This window comes from Streptomyces sp. NPDC048566 (assembly GCF_043199735.1).
In the GTDB taxonomy this organism is placed as follows: domain Bacteria; phylum Actinomycetota; class Actinomycetes; order Streptomycetales; family Streptomycetaceae; genus Streptomyces.
Map to the genome: position 1 here is coordinate 135,640 of NZ_JBICWL010000013.1, position 23,874 is coordinate 159,513.

Consider the following 23,874-nt stretch of genomic DNA (forward strand, 5'->3'; position numbering starts at 1 on the left):
ACGGAGCGGCTGCTCAGGGGGCAAGGGCGATGAACAGCGACGGGACCCAGGACGCGCGGAGGAGCACGCAGGCCGGCCCCGTGCCGCGCCCGGCCGGTCCGCCGGACGGACCGCCGGCCATGCCGTCCGCCCCGCCCCGCCCCGCGGGGGCGCCCGGCATGCCGCCCCTGCCGGACGGCGCGGAGTTCGTGGCCTGGGCCCGCGCGCCCCGCCCGGACGCGGCACCGGGCGTCTGGCGCTTCGGCCACCAGCCGCGACCGGAGGAGGAACCGGAACGCCTTCCGGCCCGGCAGCTGCTCAGCGGCGCCGTCATCGCCTTCCTCGTCGGATGGCTGGTCTGGTCGCTGCTGTGGAACGGCTACCTGGGCGGCTGGTGGGTGATCCCGCTCGAACTGTTCACCCCGGACTCCTGGCGGCACAGCGGTGACCGGGTGGGCAACGCGTTCCTCTGGTACGGCTACTACACGCTGATCGCCCTGATCATCATGGTCGTCGTCGGCCGGCTCGGCCGCTGGGGCGAGGTCTGGCGGCGCTACGGGCCACCCGCCTGGCTCGCCACCGCCCCGGCCCCCGAGCGCCCGCCCGCCCCCGAGGACGACCCCGTCCAGTGGAACCAGCTGCGCGCCGCGGGCGCCACCGAAGCCGCCGACCGGCTCACCGCCGAGGCCCGCTGCGGACTCATGCGCGACGTCGACCACGCCCGCATCAGCCGCGCCTGGCAGGGCGTGCTCACCGGCCGGCACAGCCTCGCCACGTTCGCCGGCGCCGTGGCGGCGGAGGGCTCCGCCGCCTGCCCGCACCCCTCCGGCGCCCGCGACCTGCCCGGGCGCCTCGCCCGCCACGATCTCGCGACCGGCCAGGTCCGCCTCGGCACGACCGCCGACGACGCCCGCAACCCCTACGCCTACCGCGGCACCGGGCTCGCCCTCGGCCCCGACCTGCTGGGCACCTCGCTGCTCGCGGTCGGGCCCCCCGGATCGGGCAAGACCGGCTCGATCGTCTGGCCGCTCGCCGAGTCCCTGTGCCTGCACGCCCTGGCCGGGCGGGCCGCCGTGGTCGTGGTCGGCGCCGCGGGCGCCGGGCTCGGTCCGGTCGACGCCTACGACGTCGTCGTGCGGGTCGGGCATCCCGACTCGGCCTACGACCTGGACCTCTACGGCGGGACCACCGACCCCGACGAGGCGTCCGCGGTGCTCGCCGAAGCGCTCGTCGGCGACCTCGCCGATCCGCACCCCGGCGGCGACAGCCGCCGCTCCACCACCGTCCTCGCCCAGTTGCTCGGCCCCTTCCAGGCCGTCCACGGCCGGTTCCCCTCCGTCCCCGAACTGCGCCAGCTGCTCGACGGAGCCCGCGGGCCCCTCGACGCTCTGCGCAAGGGGCTCCAGGACGCCGGGCAGGCGTCGCTGCTGCGCGAACTCGACGCCCGCGAACGGCAGGCGGGCCACCCGGGCGACCTCGGCGGCGTCCTGGCCGACCGGGTGGCGCTGCTCGACCGGCCCGCCTTCGCCGGATTCTTCGACACCTCGGGCGGGTCGCGCCCCTTCTCGCTGCGCGCCCTCGACCATCCGGTGCGGGTCCGCGTGGACCTGCCCGCGCGCGGCCACGCCGACGCCTCCCGCATCCTCGCCCGCCTGGTGCTCGCCCAGTTCACGGCGAGCGTCGCGGTGCGCGAGGACCGCTCCCTGTTCGCCTGCCTGGTCCTCGACGACGCGACGGGCGTCGTCACCCCCGAGGCCGTCCGCGGCATCCAGCGGCTGCGTTCCGGCAACGCGGGCGCCGTCCTGACGCTGCGCACCCTCGACGACGCCCCGCGGGCCCTGCGCGGCCCGCTGCTGGGCGCCATCGGATGCCGGATGGCGCTGTCCGGGCTCACCCCCTGGGACGGCCAGGACTTCGCCGAGGTCTGGGGCAAGGAGTGGATCGAGGCCCGCGACGTCACCGACCGGCAGATCATCGCGGAGACGCCCGCGGGCAAGGCCGTCCACATGCTGCGCCGGGTGATCACCGGGAACGCGCCGACGGCCCGCGCCGTCACCGTCCGGCAGGTCGAGCGGGAGCGCTGGTCGGCGTCCGAACTGGCCCACGCGGTGCCGCCCGGCCACGCCGTGCTGTCGCTCACGAGCGTCAAGGGCGAGCACGCGCCGCCCCTCCTGGTCGACCTGCGCGGCTGACGTCCCCCGCCCGCGGCGGTCCCAAGGGCTCCCGCGGGCCCCGGCGGTCGCCGCTGAGCTGGACGTATGGCCGCCGGGTCACGCGACGACCGTACGGTAAGGCAGAATCGACCCAGGTCGTTCATACGCGGCGGCCAAAAGATCACAGCGATCACATCGGACCCGCCCCGCGATCACAGCGATCACACAGACCCGATCTGAAGGCCCCATGCCCCCCACGCTCGCCTCGCTCGTCCACCACTCCGCGCTGAAGCTCACGGTGCGCGCGGGCGAGGACCGGCTGGACGTCCCCGTCCGCTGGGCGCACGTCAGCGAGCTCGCCGACCCCGTGCCCTACATGGAGGGCGGCGAGCTGCTCCTGATCACCGCCCTCAAGCTGGACGCCGAGGACCGGGACGTCATGCGGCGCTACGTGAAGCGGCTGTCCGGCGCGGGGGTCGTCGGGCTCGGCTTCGCCGTCGGCGTCAACTACGAGGAGATCCCCAAGGCCCTGGTGGAGGCCGCCGAGAAGGAAGGGCTGCCGCTCCTCGAAGTGCCCCGGAAGACCCCCTTCCTCGCGATCAGCAAGGCCGTCTCCGCCGCCATCGCGGCCGACCAGTACCGGGCGGTCACCGCCGGGTTCGCCGCCCAGCGCGAACTCACCCGGCAGGCCCTCACCGACGGCCCCGAGGGACTCCTCGCCGCGCTCGCCGGACAGGTCGACGGCTGGGCGGCCCTCTACGACGCGTCCGGCGCCGTCGTCGCCACCGCACCCGACTGGGCCGGCCGCCGGGCCGCGCGGATCACCCCCGACGTGGAACGGCTCCGGGAGCGGCCCGCGCCGGCCAGCTCGGTGGTCGCCGGCGAGGACCGCGTCGAACTGCACTCCCTCGGCACCGGACGCCGGCCCAGGGCCGCGCTGGCCGTGGGCACCGCGGCGGCCCTCGGCACCGCCGAGCGCTATGCCGTGCACTCGGCGATCGCCCTGCTCACGCTCACCACGGAACGCTCCCGGGCGCTGCACGCGGCCGAGCAGCGGATCGGCGCGGCCGTCCTGCGGATGCTGCTCGCCGGGGAACCCGACCACGCCCGCGCCGTCGCGGGCGACCTGTACGGCCGGCTGCTCGACGCTCCCTTCCGGCTGATCATCGCCGAGCCGGCGTCCGGCTCCGCCGCGCGGGCCCACGCCGACGGCCGCGCGCGCGTGGCCCCCGCCGCGCCGTCCCCGGCGGCCCTCGCGCTCCCCGACGTCACCGGCGACCCGCTGGGCGGTCTCGCCGAGGTCGTGGAGTCCGCCGCGGCACGCTCCGGGGAGGCCGTCCTCGCCGTGCCCGACGGAGAGCGCCTGGTCGTCCTCGCCGTGGACGGCGGCGCGGCGGTCCGCGCCTGCGGGGACTACGCCGTGGTGCTGGAGGCCGCGCGTGCCGCGCAGCGCGAACAGCGCGGCGACGAGGACGAACTGGTCGTCGGCCTCTCCGCGCCGTCCGGCCCGATCGCCGCGCGGGCCGCCTACAAGCAGGCCGAGCAGGCGCTGTCGGTCGCCCGGCGGCGCGGCCGCTTCCTCGTGGAGCACGAGGAACTGGCCGCCGGTTCGGTCCTGCCGCTGCTCGCCGACGACGCCGTGCGCGCGTTCGCCGACGGTCTGCTGCGGGCGCTGTACGAGCACGACGCCACCGGCCGCGGCGACCTGGTCGCCTCGCTCCGGGCCTGGCTGTCGCGCCACGGCCAGTGGGACGCCGCAGCGGCCGACCTGGGCGTGCACCGGCACACCCTGCGCTACCGGATGCGCCGGGTCGAGGAGATCCTCGGCCGCTCCCTCGACGACCCGGACGTCCGGATGGAACTCTGGCTGGCCCTGAAGGCGACCGCCGCCGCGGGGGAGTGAGCCGGTCCCGGCCGGGCCGTGCGGACGCGCGCGGCAGGCGGGGACGAGCGGACGCGCGGGCGGGACGACCGCGCCCGGGGACCGCGGACGGCCCGCCGCCCGCCGGACGCCGCCGGTCCACCGCCCGCCGGATGCCGGATGCCGCCGACCGGCCGCCTGCCGGGCGCCGCCGCCCCGAGGCCCGGGCCCGCCGGACGCCGCCGACCTGCGGCCGTCGGACGCCGTCGAGCCGCCGCCCGCCGGACGCCGCCGGCCCACCAGGCCAATCCGGCGCACCCCTCCGGCCGACTGCTACGCGTCGGACAAACGACCCGCCGTCCCGGCGGCCCTACCGTGGAGCCGGACAGCGCAAGACCGCCTGCACCACCCCAACCACGGAAGGGCCGGGACTCGACATGCCCCAGGACGAAACTGTGGGGGCCACCCACGCCTTCTGGCTCGCCGGCCGCCAGGTCGCCGGCGAGACCACCTTCGACGTCACCTCGCCCTGGGACGGCCGGGTCGTCGGCCGGGTCGGCGTGCCCTCCGACGCGCAGGTGGAGGAGGCCGTGGCCGCCGCGTACGCCGTGCGCGACACGTTCGCCGCCACCCCCGCCCACGTCCGTGCCGCCGCCCTCGACCACGTCTCGCGCCGTCTGGTGGAGCGCACCGAGGAGATCGCGCGGCTCATCTCCGCGGAGAACGGCAAGCCGATCAAGTGGGCCCGGGGCGAGGTCGGCCGTGCCGTCTCGGTCTTCCGCTTCGCAGCCGAGGAGGCCCGCCGGTTCAACGGGGGCGAGGCCCAGCGGCTCGACACCGACCAGGGCGGCCAGGGCCGGCTCGCCCTCACGCGCCGCTTCCCCAAGGGCGTCGTCCTCGGCATCGCGCCGTTCAACTTCCCGCTCAACCTGTGCGCCCACAAGATCGCCCCGGCCATCGCCGCCGGCGCGCCAATCATCCTCAAGCCGGCGCCCGCGACCCCGCTGTCCGGCCTGATCCTCGGCGACCTGCTCGCCGAGACCGAGCTGCCGGCCGGCTCCTGGAGCATCCTTCCGGTCGCCAACGAGAAGATGCCCGCCCTCGTCCAGGACGAGCGCCTCCCGGTCATCTCCTTCACGGGGTCCGAGAAGGTCGGCTACGCGATCATGGACTCGGTGCCGCGCAAGCACTGCACCCTGGAACTCGGCGGAAACGGCGCGGCCGTCGTCCTCGCCGACTTCGCGAGCGACGCCGACCTGGACTGGGCCGCGACGCGGATCGCGACCTTCTCGAACTACCAGGGCGGCCAGTCCTGCATCTCGGTGCAGCGCGTGATCGCCGACGCGTCGGTCTACGACCGGCTGCTGCCGCGCGTCGTCGCCGCCGTCGAGGCCCAGGTGACCGGCGACCCGTCCGACGCCGCGACGGACGTCGGCCCGCTGGTCAGCGAAGCCGCCGCCCAGCGCGTCGAGTCCTGGGTGGACGAGGCCGTCGCCGCCGGCGCCACCCTCCTGACCGGCGGCAAGCGCGACGGCGCCTCCTACGCGCCGACCGTCCTCACCGACGTCCCGGCGGACGCCACGCTCTCCTGCGAGGAGGTCTTCGGACCGGTCCTCACCGTGCAGAAGGTGGACGGCGAGGCCGCCGCCTTCGCCGCGGTCAACGACTCCAAGTACGGCCTCCAGGCGGGCGTGTTCACCCACGACCTGCAGACCGCCTTCCGCGCCCACCGCGCGCTGGAGGTGGGCGGCGTGGTGGTCGGCGACGTTCCCTCCTACCGTGCCGACCAGATGCCCTACGGCGGCGCCAAGCAGTCCGGCGTCGGCCGCGAGGGCGTCCGCTTCGCGATGGACGACTACACCTACGAGCGGGTGCTGGTCCTGACCGGTCTGGCCCTCTGACCGAGGACCCGCCGAAGCCGACGGCCTGAGCCCACTGTGCGGGGGCTCAGGCCGTCGGCGCGTCCGCGCCGGGCACCCGGCGGCCCGGACGGCATTGCGCCGAACGCCGCGTGAGGGCTGGTGGGGTGACAGGGAATCGGGTACACGGGTACATACGGTCGAGTAGGACCGGTCGGTAACGAATGTCCCGAGTCCCCTATGCGCGGCGAGGTGAGCCTCATGTCCGCAACACCCCAGCAGCCCACAGTCACCGAACGTGAGGCACGTCAGGTCGCCGAGGCCGCGCGCGAACAGGACTGGCACAAGCCCAGCTTCGCCAAGGAGCTGTTCCTCGGCCGGTTCCGGCTCGACCTCATCCACCCCCACCCGCTGCCCGCGGACGAGGACGCCCGGCGCGGGGAGGAGTTCCTCGCCAGGCTGCGGGACTTCTGCGAGACGAAGATCGACTCCGCCCGCATCGAGCGCGAGGCGCGCATCCCCGACGAGACGATCGACGGGCTCAAGGAGCTCGGCGCCCTCGGCATGAAGATCGACACCCGGTACGGCGGCCTCGGCCTCACCCAGGTGTACTACAACAAGGCCCTCGCCCTGGTCGGCTCGGCCAGCCCCGCGATCGGCGCGCTGCTCTCCGCCCACCAGTCGATCGGCGTGCCGCAGCCCCTCAAGCAGTTCGGCACCCAGGAGCAGAAGGACGCCTTCCTGCCGCGCTGCGCGCGCACCGACATCTCCGCGTTCCTGCTCACCGAACCCGACGTCGGCTCCGACCCGGCGCGGCTGGCCACGACCGCCGTGCGGGACGGCGACGACTACGTCCTCGACGGCGTCAAACTCTGGACCACCAACGGCGTGGTCGCGGACCTGCTCGTCGTCATGGCCCGCGTCCCGAAGTCCGCGGAGGGCAAGGGAGGCATCACCGCGTTCGTCGTGGAGGCGGCCTCCGAGGGCATCACCGTCGAACACCGCAACGCCTTCATGGGCCTGCGCGGTCTGGAGAACGGCGTCACCCGCTTCCACCGGGTCCGGGTCCCCGCCGCGCACCGCATCGGCCCCGAGGGCGCCGGCCTGAAGATCGCCCTGACCACCCTCAACACCGGCCGCCTCTCGCTGCCCGCCATGTGCGTGGGCGCGGGAAAGTGGTGCCTGAAGATCGCCCGCGAGTGGTCGGCGGCGCGCGAGCAGTGGGGCAGGCCCGTCGCCCTGCACGAGGCCGTCGGCTCCAAGATCTCCTTCATCGCGGCCACCACCTTCGCCCTGGAAGCGGTGCTCGACCTGTCGTCGCAGATGGCCGACGAGGACCGCAACGACATCCGCATCGAGGCCGCCCTCGCCAAGCTCTACGGCTCCGAGATGGCCTGTCTGATGGCCGACGAACTGGTCCAGATCCGCGGCGGCCGGGGCTTCGAGACCGCCGAGTCCCTGGCCGCCCGGGGCGAGCGGGCCGTGCCGGCCGAGCAGATCCTGCGCGACCTGCGCATCAACCGCATCTTCGAGGGCTCGACCGAGATCATGCACCTGCTGATCGCCCGGGAGGCCGTGGACGCCCACCTGTCGGTCGCCGGAGACCTCATCGACCCCGAGAAGTCCCTCTCGGACAAGGCGAGGGCGGGCGCGAACGCCGGAGTGTTCTACGCCAAGTGGCTGCCCAGGCTGGTCACCGGAGCCGGCCGGCTGCCCACCTCCTTCGGCGAGTTCAAGCACGAGGTCGACCTCTCCCCGCACCTGCGCTATGTCGAGCGCGGCGCCCGCAAGCTCGCCCGGTCGACGTTCTACGCGATGTCGCGCTGGCAGGGCCGCATGGAGACCAAGCAGGGCTTCCTCGGCCGGATCGTCGACATCGGCGCCGAACTGTTCGCCATGAGCGCCGCCTGCGTCCGGGCCGAACTCCTGCGCAGCACCGGCGACCACGGGCGCGAGGCCTACCAGCTCGCGGACGTCTTCTGCCGGCAGTCCCGCATCCGCGTGGAGGAACTCTTCGAACGGCTCTGGTCCAACACCGACGACCTCGACCGCACCGTGGTCAAGGGCGTGCTGTCGGGCACCTACGGCTGGCTGGAGGACGGCGTGGTCGACCCCTCCGGCGACGGCCCCTGGATCGCCGACGCGACGCCCGGTCCCAGCCGGGTGCCGAACGTCCACCGCCCCATCCGCTGACCGCCGCCGGTCCGGCGTTCCCCCGGACCGGCGATCCTGTCGGGCCGCCCGGCCGGTGCGCCGCCCTCCGCCGGGCGCGCACCTCCGGTTCCCGTCGCCGGCCGTCCGCGGACGGCCCCCGCGGCACGGCCGCGGGGGCCGTGAACGGCCGCCGTGCTGCGCACGGCCACCGCCCCGCCGTCGCCCGCCCGCCCGCGCCCTCGGGCCGCACCGCCCGCCCGCGCGGGGTCCGCCCCGTGGGCGGACGGCGGCGGACGGCCGCGACCCCCGCGCGGGCGGCGGGGCGCACGGACCGAGGGAATCGGACGGCACGGAGGGGGGAATGCGGGACACCCTGTCCTGCCGGGGGAGCGTTGCGGCCACAATGGGGGGATGAGCGACAGTCCAGCCCCCCTCGCCGATCCACATCTCGTCTTCGATCCCGTGGACGGAGTCCGCGATGTGGTGATCCTCGGCTCCACCGGCTCGATCGGCACCCAGGCCATCGACCTCGTGCTGCGCAACCCCGACCGCTTCCGGGTCACCGCGCTCTCGGCCGCGGGCGGCCGGGTCGCCCTCCTCGCCGAGCAGGCCCACCTGCTGCGGGCCGGGACGGTCGCCGTCGCGAACGAGGACGCCGTACCGGCGCTCAGGGAGGCCCTCGCGCAGCGCTACGCCCCGGGCGAGCCCCTCCCCGAGATCCTCGCCGGTCCCGGGGCCGCCGCCGAGGTCGCCGCCTCCGAGTGCCACACGGTGCTCAACGGCATCACCGGCTCCATCGGCCTCGCGCCCACCCTCGCCGCCCTGGAGGCGGGCCGCACCCTCGCGCTCGCCAACAAGGAGTCGCTCATCGTCGGCGGCCCGCTGGTGAAGGCCCTGGCCAAGCCGGGCCAGATCATCCCCGTCGACTCCGAGCACGCCGCCCTCTTCCAGGCGCTGGCCTCCGGCACCCGCGCGGACGTGCGCAAGCTCGTCGTCACCGCGTCCGGCGGCCCCTTCCGCGGCCGGACGAAGCCGGAGCTCGCGGACGTGACACCGGCCGACGCCCTGGCGCACCCCACCTGGGCCATGGGACCGGTCATCACGGTCAACTCCGCCACGCTGGTCAACAAGGGGCTGGAGGTCATCGAGGCGCACCTCCTCTACGACCTTCCCTTCGACCGCATCGAGGTCGTCGTGCACCCGCAGTCGTATGTCCACTCGATGGTGGAATTCACGGACGGCTCGACGATCGCCCAGGCGACGCCCCCCGACATGCGGGGGCCGATCGCCATCGGGCTCGGCTGGCCCGAGCGGGTCCCCGACGCGGCCCCCGCCTTCGACTGGACCAAGGCGTCGAGCTGGGAGTTCTTCCCCCTCGACACCGACGCGTTCCCCTCCGTGGGGCTCGCCCGGCACGTGGGGCGGCTCGCGGGGACGGCTCCGGCGGTGTTCAATGCCGCCAACGAGGAGTGCGTGGACGCGTTCCTGAACGGCGTCCTGCCGTTCAACGGGATCATGGAGACCGTCACCCGGGTCGTCGAGGAACACGGCGCGCCGCGGACGGGAACTTCCCTGACCGTCGCGGACGTCCTCGAAGCGGAGACCTGGGCGCGTGCCCGGGCCCGTGAACTGACGGTACGGACGACAACCGCGGAGGCTCGTGCATGACGACCCTGATGATGATCCTCGGCATAGTCGTCTTCGTGGTCGGCCTGCTCGTCTCGATCGCGTGGCACGAGCTGGGACATCTCTCGACGGCCAAGCTGTTCGGCATCCGGGTGCCGCAGTACATGGTCGGCTTCGGCCCGACCATCTGGTCGCGCAAGCGGGGCGACACCGAGTACGGCGTCAAGGCCGTGCCGCTCGGCGGCTACATCCGCATGATCGGCATGTTCCCGCCCGGTCCGGACGGCAAGATCGAGGCCCGCTCGACGTCGCCCTTCCGCGGCATGATCGAGGACGCCAGGTCGGCGGCCTTCGAGGAACTCCAGCCCGGCGACGAGACGCGTCTCTTCTACACGCGCAAGCCGTGGAAGCGCGTCATCGTGATGTTCGCCGGCCCCTTCATGAACCTGGTCCTGGCCGTCGTGATCTTCCTCGGCGTGATGATGACGTTCGGCGTCAACACGCAGACGACCACGGTCGGCACGGTCTCGGACTGCGTCATCCAGCAGAGCGAGAACCGCACCAAGTGCGCGAAGGGCGACGAGGCCGCCCCCGCGAAGGCCGCGGGCCTCAAGGGCGGCGACAAGATCGTCGCGTTCGACGGCAGCCCCGTCACGGACTGGGCGGCCCTCCAGTCGGACATCCGGGCCAACCCCGGCAAGGACGTCACGATCACGGTCGAGCGCCAGGGCCGGCGCGTCGACCTGAACGCCCACCTGATCAAGAACCAGGTGAGCAAGACCGACGGCCACGGCGGCTACGTCGAGGGCAAGTTCGTGTACGCCGGCTTCCTCGGCTTCACCCCCGCCTCCGGCATCGTCGAGCAGTCCTTCGGACAGTCCGTGGACCGCATGGGCGACATGATGGCGAACGGCGTCGAGTCCCTCGTCGCGCTGCCGGGCAAGGTTCCCGACCTGTGGGACGCGGCGTTCGGCGACGGCCCGCGCAAGGCCGACTCCCCGATGGGCGTGGTCGGCGCGGCCCGCATCGGCGGTGACGTCTTCACCCTCGACATCCCCGCCTCGCAGCAGGTCGCGATGATGCTGCTGCTGGTCGCCGGGTTCAACCTCTCCCTGTTCCTGTTCAACATGCTGCCCCTGCTGCCGCTGGACGGCGGGCACATCGCGGGGGCGCTCTGGGAGTCGCTGCGGCGGAACACGGCGAAGGTGCTGAGGCGGCCGGACCCCGGTCCGTTCGATGTGGCGAAACTGATGCCGGTGGCCTACGTCGTGGCCGGAATCTTCGTCTGCTTCACCGTCCTCGTCCTCATCGCGGACGTGGTCAACCCGGTCAAGATCTCCTAGCGGGGCGCGACGGGAAGGCGGCCGGACACCCCCGGTGCGACGGCCGCCTTCCATCGGGTGGGTTCCGGGGCGTGATGTGCTCCGCCGGGCGCCCGTACCGTAATCTCGGAGCCGGGAGCCCACGATTCCGGGACCTTGATCCACAACTTGGGGTTGCACAGCAGATGACTGCGATTTCTCTCGGCATGCCGTCCGTTCCGACCAAGCTGGCCGAGCGCCGCAAGAGCCGGCAGATCCAGGTCGGAAGCGTCGCCGTGGGCGGAGACGCTCCCGTCTCGGTGCAGTCGATGACGACCACGCGCACCTCGGATGTGGGGGCGACGTTGCAGCAGATCGCGGAGCTGACGGCGTCCGGCTGTCAGATCGTCCGGGTCGCGTGCCCCACGCAGGACGACGCGGACGCGCTGGCGACGATCGCGAGGAAGTCGCAGATCCCGGTCATCGCCGACATCCACTTCCAGCCGAAGTACGTGTTCGCGGCCATCGACGCGGGGTGTGCGGCCGTCCGCGTCAACCCCGGCAACATCAAGCAGTTCGACGACCAGGTCAAGGAGATCGCGCGGGCGGCGAAGGAGACCGGCACCCCCATCCGGATCGGTGTCAACGCCGGTTCCCTCGACAAGCGCCTGCTTCAGAAGTACGGCAAGGCGACGCCGGAGGCGCTGGTGGAGTCGGCGCTGTGGGAGGCGTCCCTGTTCGAGGAGCACGACTTCCGGGACATCAAGATCTCGGTCAAGCACAACGACCCGGTCGTGATGGTCAACGCCTACCGGCAGCTCGCCGCGGCCTGCGACTATCCGCTGCACCTCGGTGTGACCGAGGCGGGTCCGGCGTTCCAGGGCACGATCAAGTCCGCCGTGGCGTTCGGTGCGCTGCTGTCCGAGGGCATCGGCGACACCATCCGGGTCTCCCTGTCCGCGCCGCCGGTCGAGGAGGTCAAGGTCGGCCTCCAGATCCTGGAGTCGCTGAACCTCAAGCAGCGCGGGCTGGAGATCGTCTCCTGCCCGTCCTGCGGGCGCGCCCAGGTCGACGTCTACAAGCTGGCCGAGGAGGTCACCGCCGGGCTGGAGGGCATGGAGGTCCCGCTCCGCGTGGCCGTGATGGGCTGCGTCGTCAACGGCCCCGGCGAGGCCCGCGAGGCCGACCTCGGTGTCGCCTCCGGCAACGGCAAGGGCCAGATCTTCGTCAAGGGCGAGGTCATCAAGACCGTCCCCGAGTCGAAGATCGTGGAGACCCTCATCGACGAGGCGATGAAGCTCGCCGAGCAGATGGAGCAGGACGGCATCGCCTCCGGCGAACCGTCCGTCTCGGTCGCCGGCTGACCGCCCGCACCCGCCCGGCCCACCGGACCGCCGCCCGGTGGGCACGTCCGGCGCCCGCGCCGCCCGGAGAGGACACCCGGCACGACCGGCCCGCACGCGGTCCCCGGGCACGGCCCCGGACGTCCCCGATCCCGCGACGGGCAGCCGCCGGAGCCCGGCGGCCGGCGCACCCGAGAGCCGCGGCGATGCCGCGCGGGCGGCGCCCCCGCACCCCCGGCCCGGCACGCCCCGCCCGCACCAGGGCTCCGGCGACCCCCTCGCCCGGGCTCCCCGGGACGAGGGGCGGCGCCCCACAACCGCGCCAGGTACAGTGCGGAAACCAGCAGATCCCAGGGTGAGGCCCCCGCACGTGTTGACCCAGACCACCACCAGGGTCCTCGAACCGAGTGACCTGGACGCCGCGCTCGCCGTCCTCGACCGCGAGCCCGTGGCGAACGCCTTCGTCGCCTCCCGCGTACAGATCGCGGGCCTCGACCCGTGGCGGCTCGGCGGCGAGATGTGGGGCTGGTACGAGGACGGCATGCTGCGCTCCCTCTGCTACGCGGGCGCCAACCTCGTCCCCATCTGCGCCACCCCGCGCGCCGTCCGCGGCTTCGCCGACCGGGCCCGCCGGGCCGGCCGCCGCTGCTCCTCGATCGTCGGCCCCGCCGAACCCACCGCCCAGCTCTGGCGGCTGCTCGAACCGAGCTGGGGCCCGGCCCGCGACATCCGCACCCACCAGCCGCTGATGGTCGCCGACCGGCTGCCCGACGCGGTCACCCCCGATCCGCTCGTCCGCCGCGTCCGCAAGGACGAGATGGAGACGATCATGCCGGCGTGCGTCGCGATGTTCACCGAGGAGGTCGGCGTCTCCCCGATGGCCGGCGACGGCGGGCTCCTCTACCAGGCCCGGGTGGCCGAACTCGTCGGTTCCGGCCGGTCCTTCGCCCGCCTCGACCAGGACGGCCAGGTCGTCTTCAAGGCCGAGATCGGTGCCGCCACCGCCCACGCCTGCCAGATCCAGGGCGTCTGGGTGGCCCCCGAGCACCGCGGCAGGGGTGTGGCCGCCCCCGGCATGGCGGCCGTCCTGCGCTACGCCCTCGCCGACGTCGCCCCCGTCGTCAGCCTCTACGTCAACGACTTCAACACCGCCGCCCGCGCCACCTACCGAAGGGTCGGCTTCCAGGAGGTCGGCGCGTTCATGAGCGTTCTGTTCTGACACCGCCCCAGCGGCCGGTTCCCACGGCACGGACGGCTCCCGCAGACCTCACGCGTCCCACGCTCCGCCAGGTACTCTCCCCGCATGCTGCGCTTTCCCGGCCACGGCCACCGCAACGCCGACGACGTGGCCGTCGGCCCGCTGGACCTCGCGGCGCGCGTCGACGAGGCGCTCGCCGTACAGGCCCTCGCGTTCGGGCTCGGGGCCGACGAGATCGCCGTGCGGCGCCAGATCGTGCTGCGCCACCTCACCTTCCCCGGGGCCCACGCGCTCGGCGCCACCACCGCCGACGGACGCCTGGTCGGCTTCGTCTACGGCATGCCCAACGACCGGGGCCACTGGTGGTCCACCGTGGTCGAGCCGTACCTGCGCGCCCAGGGCCGCGAGGGCTGGCTCGACGACGCCTTCGTCATCACGGAACTGCACGTCCACCCCCGGTTCCAGAACCGCGGGATCGGCCGCGCCCTGATCACCGGCATCACCGCGACCGCCGTCCAGCCCCGCTCGATCCTCTCCGCGATCGACGTCGACAGCCCCGCCCGCGGCCTCTACCGTTCCCTCGGCTACGAGGACCTCGCGCGGCAGGTGCTCTTCCCCAGCGCGCCCAAGCCGTACGCCGTGATGGGAGCCCCGCTGCCGCTGCGCCACGGCTAATGGATTTCCGGGTCCGGCCGCCCCCCGGCTAACCTCCTGGCATCACCCTTACGCAGCAGGAGTCGAGAATCATGGCCCAGGTCCAGCGCATGTCCCGTTTGATGGCCAAGACACTGCGTGACGACCCGGCCGACGCCGAGACGCTCAGCCACAAGCTGCTCGTCCGCGCCGGCTACGTGCGACGCAACTCCGCCGGCATCTGGACCTGGCTGCCGCTCGGCAAGAAGGTCCTCGACAACATCTCCCGCGTGGTCCGCGAGGAGATGGACGCGATCGGCGCCCAGGAGGTCCTCCTGCCGGCGCTGCTGCCCAAGGAGCCCTACGAGGCATCGGGCCGCTGGGAGGAGTACGGCGACCTCCTCTTCCGTCTCAGGGACCGCAAGGGCGGCGAGTACCTGCTCGGTCCGACGCACGAGGAGATCTTCACCCTGCTGGTGAAGGACCAGGCGTCCTCGTACAAGGACCTGCCGGTCATGCTCTACCAGATCCAGACCAAGTACCGCGACGAGGCCCGTCCCCGCTCCGGAGTGCTGCGCGGCCGCGAGTTCCACATGAAGGACTCGTACTCCTTCGACACCACCGACGAGGGTCTCGCCGAGTCCTACCGGCTGCACCGCGAGGCCTACCGGAAGATCTTCACGCGCCTCGGTCTCGACTTCCGCATCGTCTCCGCCGTCTCCGGCGCCATGGGCGGCTCCGCCTCCGAGGAGTTCCTGGCTCCCGCAGCGGCCGGCGAGGACACCTTCGCGGACTGCCCCGCCTGCGACTACGCGGCCAACACGGAGGCCGTGACGTTCGCGCTCGCCCCCGTCTCCGGCGAGCACGGTCCGGTGGAGGAACTGGACACCCCCGACACCCCGACCATCGAGTCGCTCGCCGCGCACCTCGGCGTCCCCGCCTCCGCGACGCTGAAGAACCTGCTCGTCAAGGTCGACGGCGAGATCGTCGCGGTCGGCGTCCCGGGCGACCGCGAGGTCGACCTCGGCAAGCTGGGCGAGCACCTGGCCCCGGCCGTGGTCGAGCTCGTCACCGCCGAGGACTTCGTGGGCCGCGACGACCTCGTACGCGGCTACGTCGGCCCGCAGGGCCTGGAGAAGGTCCGCTACATCGCCGACCCGCGCGTCGCCCCCGGCACCGCGTGGATCACCGGCGCCAACAAGGCCGACACCCACGCGCGCAACGTCGTCGCCGGCCGCGACTTCGAGGTCGACGACTACCTGGACGTCGTCGTCGTGGAGGAGGGCGACCCCTGCCCCGCGTGCGGCACCGGCCTCAAGCTGGACCGGGCCATCGAGATCGGCCACATCTTCCAGCTCGGCCGCAAGTACGCCGACACCTTCCAGCTCGACGTCCTCGGCCAGCAGGGCAAGCCGGTCCGCGTGACCATGGGCTCGTACGGCATCGGCGTCTCCCGCGCGGTCGCCGCGCTGGCCGAGCAGTCGGCGGACGAGCAGGGCCTGTGCTGGCCGAAGGAGATCGCTCCCGCCGACGTCCACGTGGTCGCCGCGGGCAAGGCGCTCCAGACCGAGCTGGCGCTCGACGTGGCGGACAGGCTCGGCGCCGCGGGCGTCCGCGTCCTCGTCGACGACCGCGCGGGCGTCTCGCCGGGCGTGAAGTTCACCGACGCCGAGTTGATCGGCGTGCCGAAGATCCTGGTCGCCGGCCGCCGCTCGGCGGAGGGCGTCCTGGAGCTGAAGGACCGCCGCACCGGCGAGCGCGAGGAACTCACCGTCGACGAGGCCATCGCCCGCCTGACGGCCTGACGGCCTGACGTTTCCAGGGACGGCCGGCGGCGTCCATCGCCGGCGGTCCGGCCCCGCACCCGCGGGCCGGGGGACGGCGGTCATGACCCGTCGGGAGCCCGCGGACGGGAGCCACGCGGGTGCGGGCCGGGACCCGGGCGCGGCCTTCGGGGACCGCGCCGTCGCGCGGGGACGCCGCCGACCTCCTGTCCCTGACCGGCCCCAACCGCGAGCGGGTCTCCCTGCTGCTGCGGGCCGTGCACCGGGTCGACCCCGGGTTCCGGATCGTGCTGATGCCGGACATCACGTGCGGGACCGCGGCGCGTACGGGCGCCGCGCGGGACCGACGCCGCGTACCGCCGGGCGCGCGGGGCCGGGTGGGGCGGACGGGGCCGCACGGCCCCTCCTGACCCGTCCGGTGCGGGCGACGCGCCGGCTCACACCCAGGCGGCGAACTCCAGCAGCAGTTCCGCGTCCCGCGGGCGGCCCACCCGGCCGGCCCGTACGCCGGACTCGACCGCCCGGAACAGCGTCCAGCCGCGCAGCCGCTCCTGGTCCACCTCCAGCGACTCGGCGAGCCGCTTGATGCGGCGCCGGGTGATCGAGGCCCCCGAAGGCGAGGCGATCAGGTCCTCCACCCGGTCGCGGACCAGCCGCGCCAGGTCGAAGGCGCACTCGCCGACCACCGGGTCCGGCCCGACGGCCAGCCACGGCATGCGCTCCCCGGCGAGCACCTTGCTCTGCCGGAAGGTGCCGTGCAGCAGCCGGGCCTCGGGTGGCTGCGCCAGCAGCGCGTCCCGGGCCGCGAGCGCGGCGTCGACCAGCGCGCCGGCCTCGGCGGCGTTCCCGGACCGGTCCGCCACCGCGGCGCGCATCGCGTCCGCCTGCCGCCCGGTGCGCTCGCGGACGCTCTCGAAGACGTGGCCCGCCGGCGGCTCGACCCACAGCCTCCGCAGCGTCCCGGCCGCTTCCAGCAGGGCCTTCGCCTCGGGCAGGGTCCGCACCGACACGTCCGGGTGCAGCCGCTCCAGCAGCAGCACCCCGTGGGCGTCACCCGGGTCGAGCAGGCGTACCGCGCCCAGGCCGTCCCAGTGCGCGAGGGCCGCCCGCTCGCTCTCCGGACGCGCCCGCTCCGGGGCCAGCTTCAGCACGGCGGGCGTGGCGTCGGCCTGCCGCACCAGTACGACCAGACTGCTGCGACCCCCGGGTGCCTGAACCCGTTCCACGGCCAACTCGCGCTGTTCCACCGCCTGCTGGGCCAGTCCGGGCAGCTTCTCCAGCCACGCGTCGGTCCCGTCCGCCCCCTCCGACCCGCTCCGCCGGTTCTCGCCGAGTGCCCGCAGAAGGCGCTGCGGTGGTTCGAAGACCTTGCGCGAGTCCATGCGCGAGATGTTCCCTTCCAGGTCGCGTTATGCCGGCGAGGACGCCGACGGGGCGGGGGCGCCCGTCCGCTCGGCGAGCCCAGGGAAGGCTACGCTCTCGCCGCTCCAGCGCACCGCCCGGACCGCCGCCTCGCGCAGCGCCCCGGCCGCGGTGCGCCGCCGGTCTCCCGTCGTGGCCCGCACGAGGTCCGAGTACACGGCCGCCACCCGCTCCTCCAGGTCGGCCGCGAACCGGACCGCGGTGGCGGTGTCCGTCACCGGGAACGGCAGGACGTACGCGGCCGACGCCGCCTCGGGCGTTCCGCCCAGGTCCCGCACCGCCCGTACCAGTGCGTCGCGGCGCGCCCGGTGGGCCTCGTAGGCGTCCCGGGCGTCACCGCGCCGCTTCTCGCCGACCCTGCCGCCGACCACGCCGTAGCCGTACACCGCAGCGTGCTCGGCGGCCAGCGCGGCCTGCAGGGCCGTGAGTTCGGCCTTCCCGGTTCCGTCCCGCTCGCTCATCTCGCCGCCTCCGTCAGCAAAAACGCGTGGGCGGCGCCGGCCGCCGCCACCGAGGCCAGCAGCCTGGCCATTTCCCCGGGAAGGTCCACCAGGGCCCGGGTCCGCTCGTCCGCGAGCGCGAGTTCGGCCGAGGCCAGCTCCGCCAGCGCGTCCTGCGGTTGTGCGGCCACGTCCGGGGACGCGCCCGCCGAAGCCGAAGCCGAAGCCGAAGCCGAAGCCGAAGCCGAAGCCGAAGCCGAAGCCGACGCGGTGGCCGATCCGGACACCGAGGGGGACACCGGGCCGGTCGTCCCGCCGGGCGACGGGACGGCCGGCGACGCCGACGAGCCCGCGGCGCCCACGCCGAAGGCCCGCGCGTGCCCGACGACCTCCGCCCGCAGCGGGGCGAGGTCCTTCTCCAGACCGGGATGGGCCGCGATCGCCGCGGTGTACCGGGCCGCGAGGGCCGTGCTGTCGCGCGCCGCACGCGCGCGGGCCCGGTCGGCTGCGGACGGACGGCTGCCGCCGGCCGTGTCGCCGGAGGACTCGGCGGCGGAACAGCCCGCGAGCGCGAGAGTGCCCGCGGCGGCCGCGAGCAGGGTCCTTCGGCGCGGACCCGGCGGGGTGCGGGACGACAGAGGGAACGGCACGACAGGCGTCCTCGGAGGGCTCGTACGAATGTATGGGCGAGCTGCCCGCGATCACGGTACCCGCGACGCGGTCGATCATCGTTCAGCGGCTCTCTCCCATCGGCCGCCCGAGGGTTTTCCCGGGCCCGCCCCGCGGAACCGACCGGGACCGGTGGACGGCAACACCCTCCGCGACCGGATACCCTTTCACCTGACACGCGACCAACCCACAACAGCACACGCGGCCGAGGAGTCACCCGGATGAGCACGACCCAGAGCGAGAGGCTGCGAGAACTGCTGGATCCGCTCGTGACCTCCCAGGGACTCGATCTGGAAGAGATCGAGGTGGAGTCCGTCGGCCGGAAACGTGTTCTGCGCGTCGTCGTGGACTCCGACGAGGGTGCCGACCTGGACGCGATCGCCGATGTGAGCCGCGCGCTCTCGGCGAAGCTCGACGAGACGGACGCGATGGGTGCCGGCGAGTACACCCTCGAGGTCGGAACCCCGGGCGCCGAACGCGAGCTCAAGGAGCACCGCCACTACGTACGGGCCACCGACCGGCTGGTGAGGTTCCAGCTGGCGGAGGGCGACCACCTGACCGCGCGGATCCTCGACGTGGACGACGACGGCCTCGACGTCGAGGTGCCCGGCGTGAAGGGGCGCAAGCCCACCGCCCGGCGGCTGGCCTTCGGCGACATCGCCAAGGCCCGCGTGCAGGTCGAGTTCAACCGCAAGGACAAGAAGGAAGAGGAGGCGTAGCCGTGGACATCGACATGAGCGCCCTGCGGGGTCTGGTGCGGGAGAAGGAGATCTCCTTCGACCTGCTGGTCGAGGCGATCGAGTCGGCCCTCCTCATCGCCTACCACCGCACCGAGGGAAGCCGCCGCCACGCGCGCGTCAAGCTCGACCGGGAGACCGGTCACGTGACCGTGTGGGCGAAGGAGGACCCCCAGGACCTGGAGGAGGGGCAGGAGGCGCGGGAGTTCGACGACACCCCGTCAGACTTCGGCCGCATCGCGGCGACCACCGCCAAGCAGGTGATCCTGCAGCGCCTGCGGGACGCCGAGGACGACGCGACGCTCGGGGAGTACGCGGGCCGCGAGGGCGACATCGTCACCGGTGTGGTCCAGCAGGGCCGCGATCCGAAGAACGTGCTCGTCGACATCGGCAAGCTGGAGGCCATCCTGCCGGTGCAGGAGCAGGTCCCCGGCGAGACCTACGGCCACGGCCTGCGCCTGCGCTCGTACGTCGTGCGGGTGGCCAAGGGCGTCCGCGGTCCGTCCGTGACCCTTTCGCGGACCCACCCCAACCTCGTGAAGAAGCTCTTCGCGCTGGAGGTGCCGGAGATCGCCGACGGGTCCGTCGAGATCGCCGCGATCGCCCGTGAGGCCGGTCACCGCACCAAGATCGCCGTCCGGTCCACCCGCAGCGGCCTGAACGCCAAGGGCGCCTGCATCGGCCCGATGGGCGGCCGGGTGCGCAACGTCATGGCCGAGCTGAACGGCGAGAAGATCGACATCGTCGACTGGTCGGACGACCCGGCCGACATGGTCGCGAACGCGCTGTCCCCGGCGCGGGTGTCCAAGGTGGAGGTCGTCGACCTCGCCGCCCGCTCCGCGCGTGTGACGGTGCCCGACTACCAGCTGTCACTGGCGATCGGCAAGGAGGGCCAGAACGCCCGCCTCGCCGCCCGGCTCACCGGCTGGCGCATCGACATCCGGCCGGACACCGAACAGCCTGCCGACCAGCGGGGCGAGTGACCGGGGAATAGATCCGCGCCACGGGTGGCTTGGATCACGACAACAACCGTTCGATTCTTGCCCCAAAGGGGTGAGGTCGTTACGGGGAGGTAGACTTAGCAGTGTCTGGCCGGACGCGAGCCCGCGCATGCCCTGAACGCACCTGTGTGGGGTGCCGGGAGCGAGCGGCCAAGAGAGACTTGCTGCGCATCGTGGCGGTCGAGGGCGAATGCGTCCCCGATCATCGCGGTACGCTGCCCGGCCGGGGTGCGTACGTGCATCCCGCCCTGGTCTGTCTCGACCTGGCGGTCCGCCGCCGGGCGATCCCGCGGGCGCTGCGCGTCCCGGGACCGCTCGACACGACGGCTCTCCGCCACCACGTCGAGCAGGCAACACCGTAAGAAGCGTCGTGCGGAACCTCCGTGCGGCCCTGGTACCCCGCGAGTTGGAAGTAGGTCGAGATTGCGATGAGCACTCGATGAGCACGCGATGAGTACGCCCATGAAGTAGCGACGGTCCGGACGCAAACCCGGACCTAAAAGGAGCGAAGTGGCTAAGGTCCGGGTATACGAGCTCGCCAAGGAGTTCGGCGTCGAGAGCAAGGTCGTCATGGCCAAGCTCCAAGAACTCGGTGAATTCGTCCGTTCGGCGTCCTCGACGATCGAGGCGCCCGTCGTACGCAAACTGACAGATGCCCTCCAGCAGGGCGGCGGTGGCGGCAAGCCCGCACCGCGCAAGGCAGCCCCGGCCAAGCCGGGCGCCCCCTCTCCGGCGCAGGCCGCCCGTCCGGCAGCCCCGCGCCCGCCGGCCCCGAAGCCGGCCGCGGCCGAGAAGCCCGCGGCTGCTCCGGTGACCCCGGCCACCCCGGGCCCGCGCCCGGGTCCCAAGCCCGCGCCGAAGCCCGCCCCGGCGGCTCCGGCTCCGGCCGCGCCCGAGTTCACCGCGCCTCCGGCCGCCGCGCCGCAGACGCCGTCGGCTCCCGCCGGCCCCCGTCCGGGCGCCCCGCGTCCCGGCGGCCAGGCCCCGCGTCCCGGTGGCGCCCGTCCCGCGGGCGGCCCCGGCCAGGGCGGCCAGGGCCGCGGTGACCGTCCCGAGCGCGGCGACCGCCAGGGCGCCCCGCGTCCCGGCGGCCAGGCTCCGCGTCCGGGCGCTCGTCCGGCCGGTCCCCGTCCGGGCAACAACCCGTTCACCTCGGGCGGCTCCACCGGTATGGCGCGCCCGCAGGCGCCCCGTCCGGGCGGCGCCCCGCGTCCCGGCGGTGCCGGCGGCCCCGGCGCCCCGCGTCCGCAGGGTGCCGGTCAGGACCGCGGTCCCCGTCCGCAGGGCGGTCCCGGTGGCGCTCCGCGTCCCCAGGGCGGCCCCGGCGGCGCCCGTCCGACCCCGGGCGGCATGCCCCGTCCGCAGGCCCCGCGTCCCGGCGGTGCGCCCGGCGGCAACCGTCCGAACCCCGGCATGATGCCGCAGCGTCCCGCCGCGGGCCCGCGTCCCGGCGGTGGCCCCGGCGGCCGCGGTCCCGGTGGCGGCGGTCGTCCCGGTGGCGGCGGTCGTCCGGGCGGCGGCGGCTTCGCCGGCCGTCCCGGTGGCGGCGGTGGCGGCTTCGCCGGCCGTCCCGGTGGTCCCGGTGGCGGCGGCGGTTTCGCCGGCCGTCCGGGTGGTCCCGGCGGCGGCGGCGGCCGTCCCGGCTTCGGTGGCCGTCCCGGTGGTCCCGGTGGCCGCGGTGGCACGCAGGGCGCCTTCGGCCGTCCCGGCGGTCCCGCGCGTCGTGGCCGCAAGTCGAAGCGGCAGAGGCGCCAGGAGTACGAGGCCATGCAGGCCCCGTCCGTCGGCGGCGTGATGCTGCCTCGCGGCAACGGGCAGTCCGTCCGCCTGTCGCGCGGTGCGTCGCTGACCGACTTCGCCGAGAAGATCGGCGCCAACCCGGCGTCGCTCGTCGGCGTGATGATGAACCTCGGCGAGATGGTCACCGCCACGCAGTCCGTCTCCGACGAGACGCTGAAGCTCCTCGCGGACGAGATGAACTTCGTCCTCGAGATCGTCAGCCCGGAGGAGGAGGACCGCGAGCTGCTCGAGTCCTTCGACATCGAGTTCGGCGAGGACGAGGGCGGCGAGGAGAGCCTCGTCGCGCGTCCGCCGGTCGTGACCGTCATGGGTCACGTCGACCACGGTAAGACCCGACTGCTGGACACCATCCGCAAGACGAACGTCGTCGCGGGCGAGGCCGGCGGTATCACGCAGCACATCGGTGCGTACCAGGTCACGACCGAGGTCAACGACGAGGACCGCAAGATCACCTTCATCGACACCCCGGGTCACGAGGCGTTCACCGCCATGCGTGCCCGCGGTGCGAAGTCGACCGACATCGCGATCCTCGTGGTGGCGGCCAACGACGGTGTGATGCCCCAGACGATCGAGGCGCTGAACCACGCCAAGGCGGCCGAGGTGCCGATCGTGGTCGCGGTCAACAAGATCGACGTCGAGGGCGCCGACCCGACCAAGGTGCGCGGTCAGCTCACCGAGTTCGGTCTGGTGGCCGAGGAGTACGGCGGCGACACCATGTTCGTCGACATCTCCGCCAAGCAGGGTCTGAACATCGACTCCCTGCTGGAGGCCGTGGTCCTCACCGCGGACGCCTCGCTCGACCTGCGGGCCAACCCGGAGCAGGACGCGCAGGGTATTGCGATCGAGTCCCACCTCGACCGCGGCCGCGGTGCCGTGGCGACCGTCCTGGTCCAGCGCGGCACCCTGCGGGTCGGCGACACCATGGTGGTCGGCGACGCGTACGGCCGCGTCCGCGCGATGCTCGACGACAAGGGCGAGAACGTGGAGGAGGCGGGTCCCTCGACCCCGGTCCTCGTCCTCGGTCTCACCAACGTCCCGGGCGCCGGCGACAACTTCCTCGTCGTCGACGAGGACCGCACGGCGCGTCAGATCGCCGAGAAGCGCGCGGCGCGCGAGCGCAACGCCAACTTCGCCCGCCGGGGTGTCCGGTTCTCCCTGGAGAACCTGGACGAGGCCCTCAAGGCCGGTCTGGTGCAGGAACTCAACCTCATCATCAAGGGCGACGCGTCCGGTTCGGTGGAGGCCCTCGAGTCCTCGCTGCTCCAGCTCGACGTCGGCGACGAGGTCGACATCCGTGTCCTGCACCGCGGTGTGGGTGCGGTCACCGAGTCCGACATCAACCTGGCGACCGGCTCCGACGCCATCGTCATCGGCTTCAACGTCCGGGCAGCCGGCCGTGCGCAGCAGATGGCGGAGCGCGAGGGCGTCGACGTCCGGTACTACTCGGTGATCTACCAGGCCATCGAGGAGATCGAGGCCGCGCTCAAGGGCATGCTCAAGCCGGAGTACGAGGAGGTCGAGCTCGGCACGGCGGAGATCCGCGAGGTCTTCAAGTCGTCCAAGCTGGGCAACATCGCCGGTGTCCTGGTCCGCTCGGGCGAGGTCAAGCGCAACACCAAGGCGCGCCTCGTCCGCGACGGCAAGGTCATCGCGGAGAACCTCAACATCTCCGGGCTGCGTCGCTTCAAGGACGACGTCACCGAGATCCGCGAAGGCTTCGAGGGCGGTATCAACCTCGGAAACTTCAACGACATCAAGGTCGACGACGTCATCGCGACCTACGAGATGCGCGAGAAGCCGCGGTCGTAACGCGGTGGTGTGAGCTGGCCGGCGGTGACCTGTCACCGCCGGCCAGTTTTCCGTCTGCCCCGGGCGAAGCACCGCCCGGGGCAGACGGGCGGGGGCCGGTCGCAC

At 73.6% G+C, this 23,874-nt stretch carries 17 protein-coding genes; 14 read left to right on the forward strand and 3 right to left on the reverse strand.

Going from position 1 to position 23,874, the window contains the following annotated elements; translation table 11 throughout:
- The first annotated feature begins 29 nt into the window (after nucleotides 1-29).
- The 10 genes from ACGFS9_RS20910 (at nucleotide 30) to ACGFS9_RS20955 (ending at nucleotide 15,912) form a co-directional block, all read left to right on the forward strand.
- Nucleotides 30-2,171, forward strand: coding sequence for an ATP-binding protein (locus ACGFS9_RS20910; RefSeq protein ID WP_393255085.1), 2,142 nt, complete (start codon nucleotides 30-32; stop codon nucleotides 2,169-2,171).
- Nucleotides 2,172-2,379: 208 nt separating this feature from the next.
- Nucleotides 2,380-4,035 carry a PucR family transcriptional regulator gene (locus ACGFS9_RS20915; protein ID WP_393255087.1) on the forward strand — a complete coding sequence of 552 codons (1,656 nt, stop codon included), beginning with the start codon at nucleotides 2,380-2,382 and terminating at the stop codon, nucleotides 4,033-4,035.
- 413 nt (nucleotides 4,036-4,448) lie between these two features.
- A complete protein-coding gene (locus tag ACGFS9_RS20920) occupies nucleotides 4,449-5,894 on the forward strand; it encodes an aldehyde dehydrogenase family protein (protein WP_393255146.1) in 1,446 nt (481 codons plus the stop codon).
- A gap of 219 nt (nucleotides 5,895-6,113) precedes the next feature.
- Nucleotides 6,114-8,045 carry an acyl-CoA dehydrogenase family protein gene (locus ACGFS9_RS20925; protein WP_393255088.1) on the forward strand — a complete coding sequence of 644 codons (1,932 nt, stop codon included), beginning with the start codon at nucleotides 6,114-6,116 and terminating at the stop codon, nucleotides 8,043-8,045.
- A gap of 372 nt (nucleotides 8,046-8,417) precedes the next feature.
- The gene (gene dxr, locus ACGFS9_RS20930; protein WP_393255090.1) at nucleotides 8,418-9,674 is read left to right on the forward strand and encodes a 1-deoxy-D-xylulose-5-phosphate reductoisomerase; all 1,257 of its coding nucleotides are present in this window, start codon (nucleotides 8,418-8,420) and stop codon (nucleotides 9,672-9,674) included.
- On the forward strand, nucleotides 9,671-10,975 hold the full coding sequence (locus ACGFS9_RS20935) for a M50 family metallopeptidase (RefSeq protein WP_393255091.1): 1,305 nt from the start codon (nucleotides 9,671-9,673) through the stop codon (nucleotides 10,973-10,975). The genes dxr and ACGFS9_RS20935 overlap by 4 nt, the downstream gene beginning before the upstream one ends.
- 164 nt (nucleotides 10,976-11,139) lie before the next feature.
- Nucleotides 11,140-12,297, forward strand: coding sequence for a flavodoxin-dependent (E)-4-hydroxy-3-methylbut-2-enyl-diphosphate synthase (gene ispG / locus ACGFS9_RS20940; RefSeq protein ID WP_393255093.1), 1,158 nt, complete (start codon nucleotides 11,140-11,142; stop codon nucleotides 12,295-12,297).
- 349 nt (nucleotides 12,298-12,646) lie between these two features.
- The gene (locus ACGFS9_RS20945) at nucleotides 12,647-13,495 is read left to right on the forward strand and encodes a GNAT family N-acetyltransferase (RefSeq protein WP_393255094.1); all 849 of its coding nucleotides are present in this window, start codon (nucleotides 12,647-12,649) and stop codon (nucleotides 13,493-13,495) included.
- Between the two features lie 84 nt (nucleotides 13,496-13,579).
- Nucleotides 13,580-14,149, forward strand: coding sequence for a GNAT family N-acetyltransferase (locus tag ACGFS9_RS20950; protein WP_393255095.1), 570 nt, complete (start codon nucleotides 13,580-13,582; stop codon nucleotides 14,147-14,149).
- 71 nt (nucleotides 14,150-14,220) lie between these two features.
- Complete coding sequence (locus tag ACGFS9_RS20955) at nucleotides 14,221-15,912, forward strand: proline--tRNA ligase (protein WP_393255097.1); 1,692 nt, start codon at nucleotides 14,221-14,223, stop codon at nucleotides 15,910-15,912.
- 416 nt (nucleotides 15,913-16,328) lie between these two features.
- Here ACGFS9_RS20955 and ACGFS9_RS20960 read toward each other — a convergent pair whose 3' ends face one another.
- Genes ACGFS9_RS20960 through ACGFS9_RS20970 form a run of 3 tightly spaced genes read right to left on the reverse strand, consistent with a single transcriptional unit; the run spans nucleotide 16,329 to nucleotide 18,403 of the window.
- Entirely contained in the window at nucleotides 16,329-17,273 is a 945-nt protein-coding gene (locus ACGFS9_RS20960; protein ID WP_393255098.1) for an aminoglycoside phosphotransferase family protein, read from the reverse strand.
- 27 nt (nucleotides 17,274-17,300) lie between these two features.
- A complete protein-coding gene (locus ACGFS9_RS20965; RefSeq protein ID WP_393255099.1) occupies nucleotides 17,301-17,774 on the reverse strand; it encodes a ferritin-like domain-containing protein in 474 nt (157 codons plus the stop codon).
- Nucleotides 17,771-18,403: a hypothetical protein gene (locus tag ACGFS9_RS20970; protein WP_393255101.1), complete on the reverse strand. Its 633-nt coding sequence runs from the start codon at nucleotides 18,401-18,403 to the stop codon at nucleotides 17,771-17,773. The genes ACGFS9_RS20965 and ACGFS9_RS20970 overlap by 4 nt, the downstream gene beginning before the upstream one ends.
- A gap of 240 nt (nucleotides 18,404-18,643) precedes the next feature.
- Between ACGFS9_RS20970 and rimP the strand changes: the two genes are divergently transcribed.
- The 4 genes from rimP (at nucleotide 18,644) to infB (ending at nucleotide 23,769) form a co-directional block, all read left to right on the forward strand.
- Nucleotides 18,644-19,141 carry a ribosome maturation factor RimP gene (gene rimP, locus ACGFS9_RS20975; protein ID WP_393255103.1) on the forward strand — a complete coding sequence of 166 codons (498 nt, stop codon included), beginning with the start codon at nucleotides 18,644-18,646 and terminating at the stop codon, nucleotides 19,139-19,141.
- A gap of 2 nt (nucleotides 19,142-19,143) precedes the next feature.
- Nucleotides 19,144-20,142 (forward strand): transcription termination factor NusA, encoded by a 999-nt coding sequence (nusA, locus tag ACGFS9_RS20980; RefSeq protein ID WP_393255105.1) that lies wholly within the window; start codon nucleotides 19,144-19,146, stop codon nucleotides 20,140-20,142.
- Nucleotides 20,143-20,243: 101 nt separating this feature from the next.
- Complete coding sequence (locus ACGFS9_RS20985) at nucleotides 20,244-20,522, forward strand: YlxR family protein (RefSeq protein WP_393255107.1); 279 nt, start codon at nucleotides 20,244-20,246, stop codon at nucleotides 20,520-20,522.
- 148 nt (nucleotides 20,523-20,670) lie between these two features.
- Entirely contained in the window at nucleotides 20,671-23,769 is a 3,099-nt protein-coding gene (gene infB, locus ACGFS9_RS20990; protein WP_393255108.1) for a translation initiation factor IF-2, read from the forward strand.
- The last annotated feature ends 105 nt before the right edge of the window (nucleotides 23,770-23,874 follow it).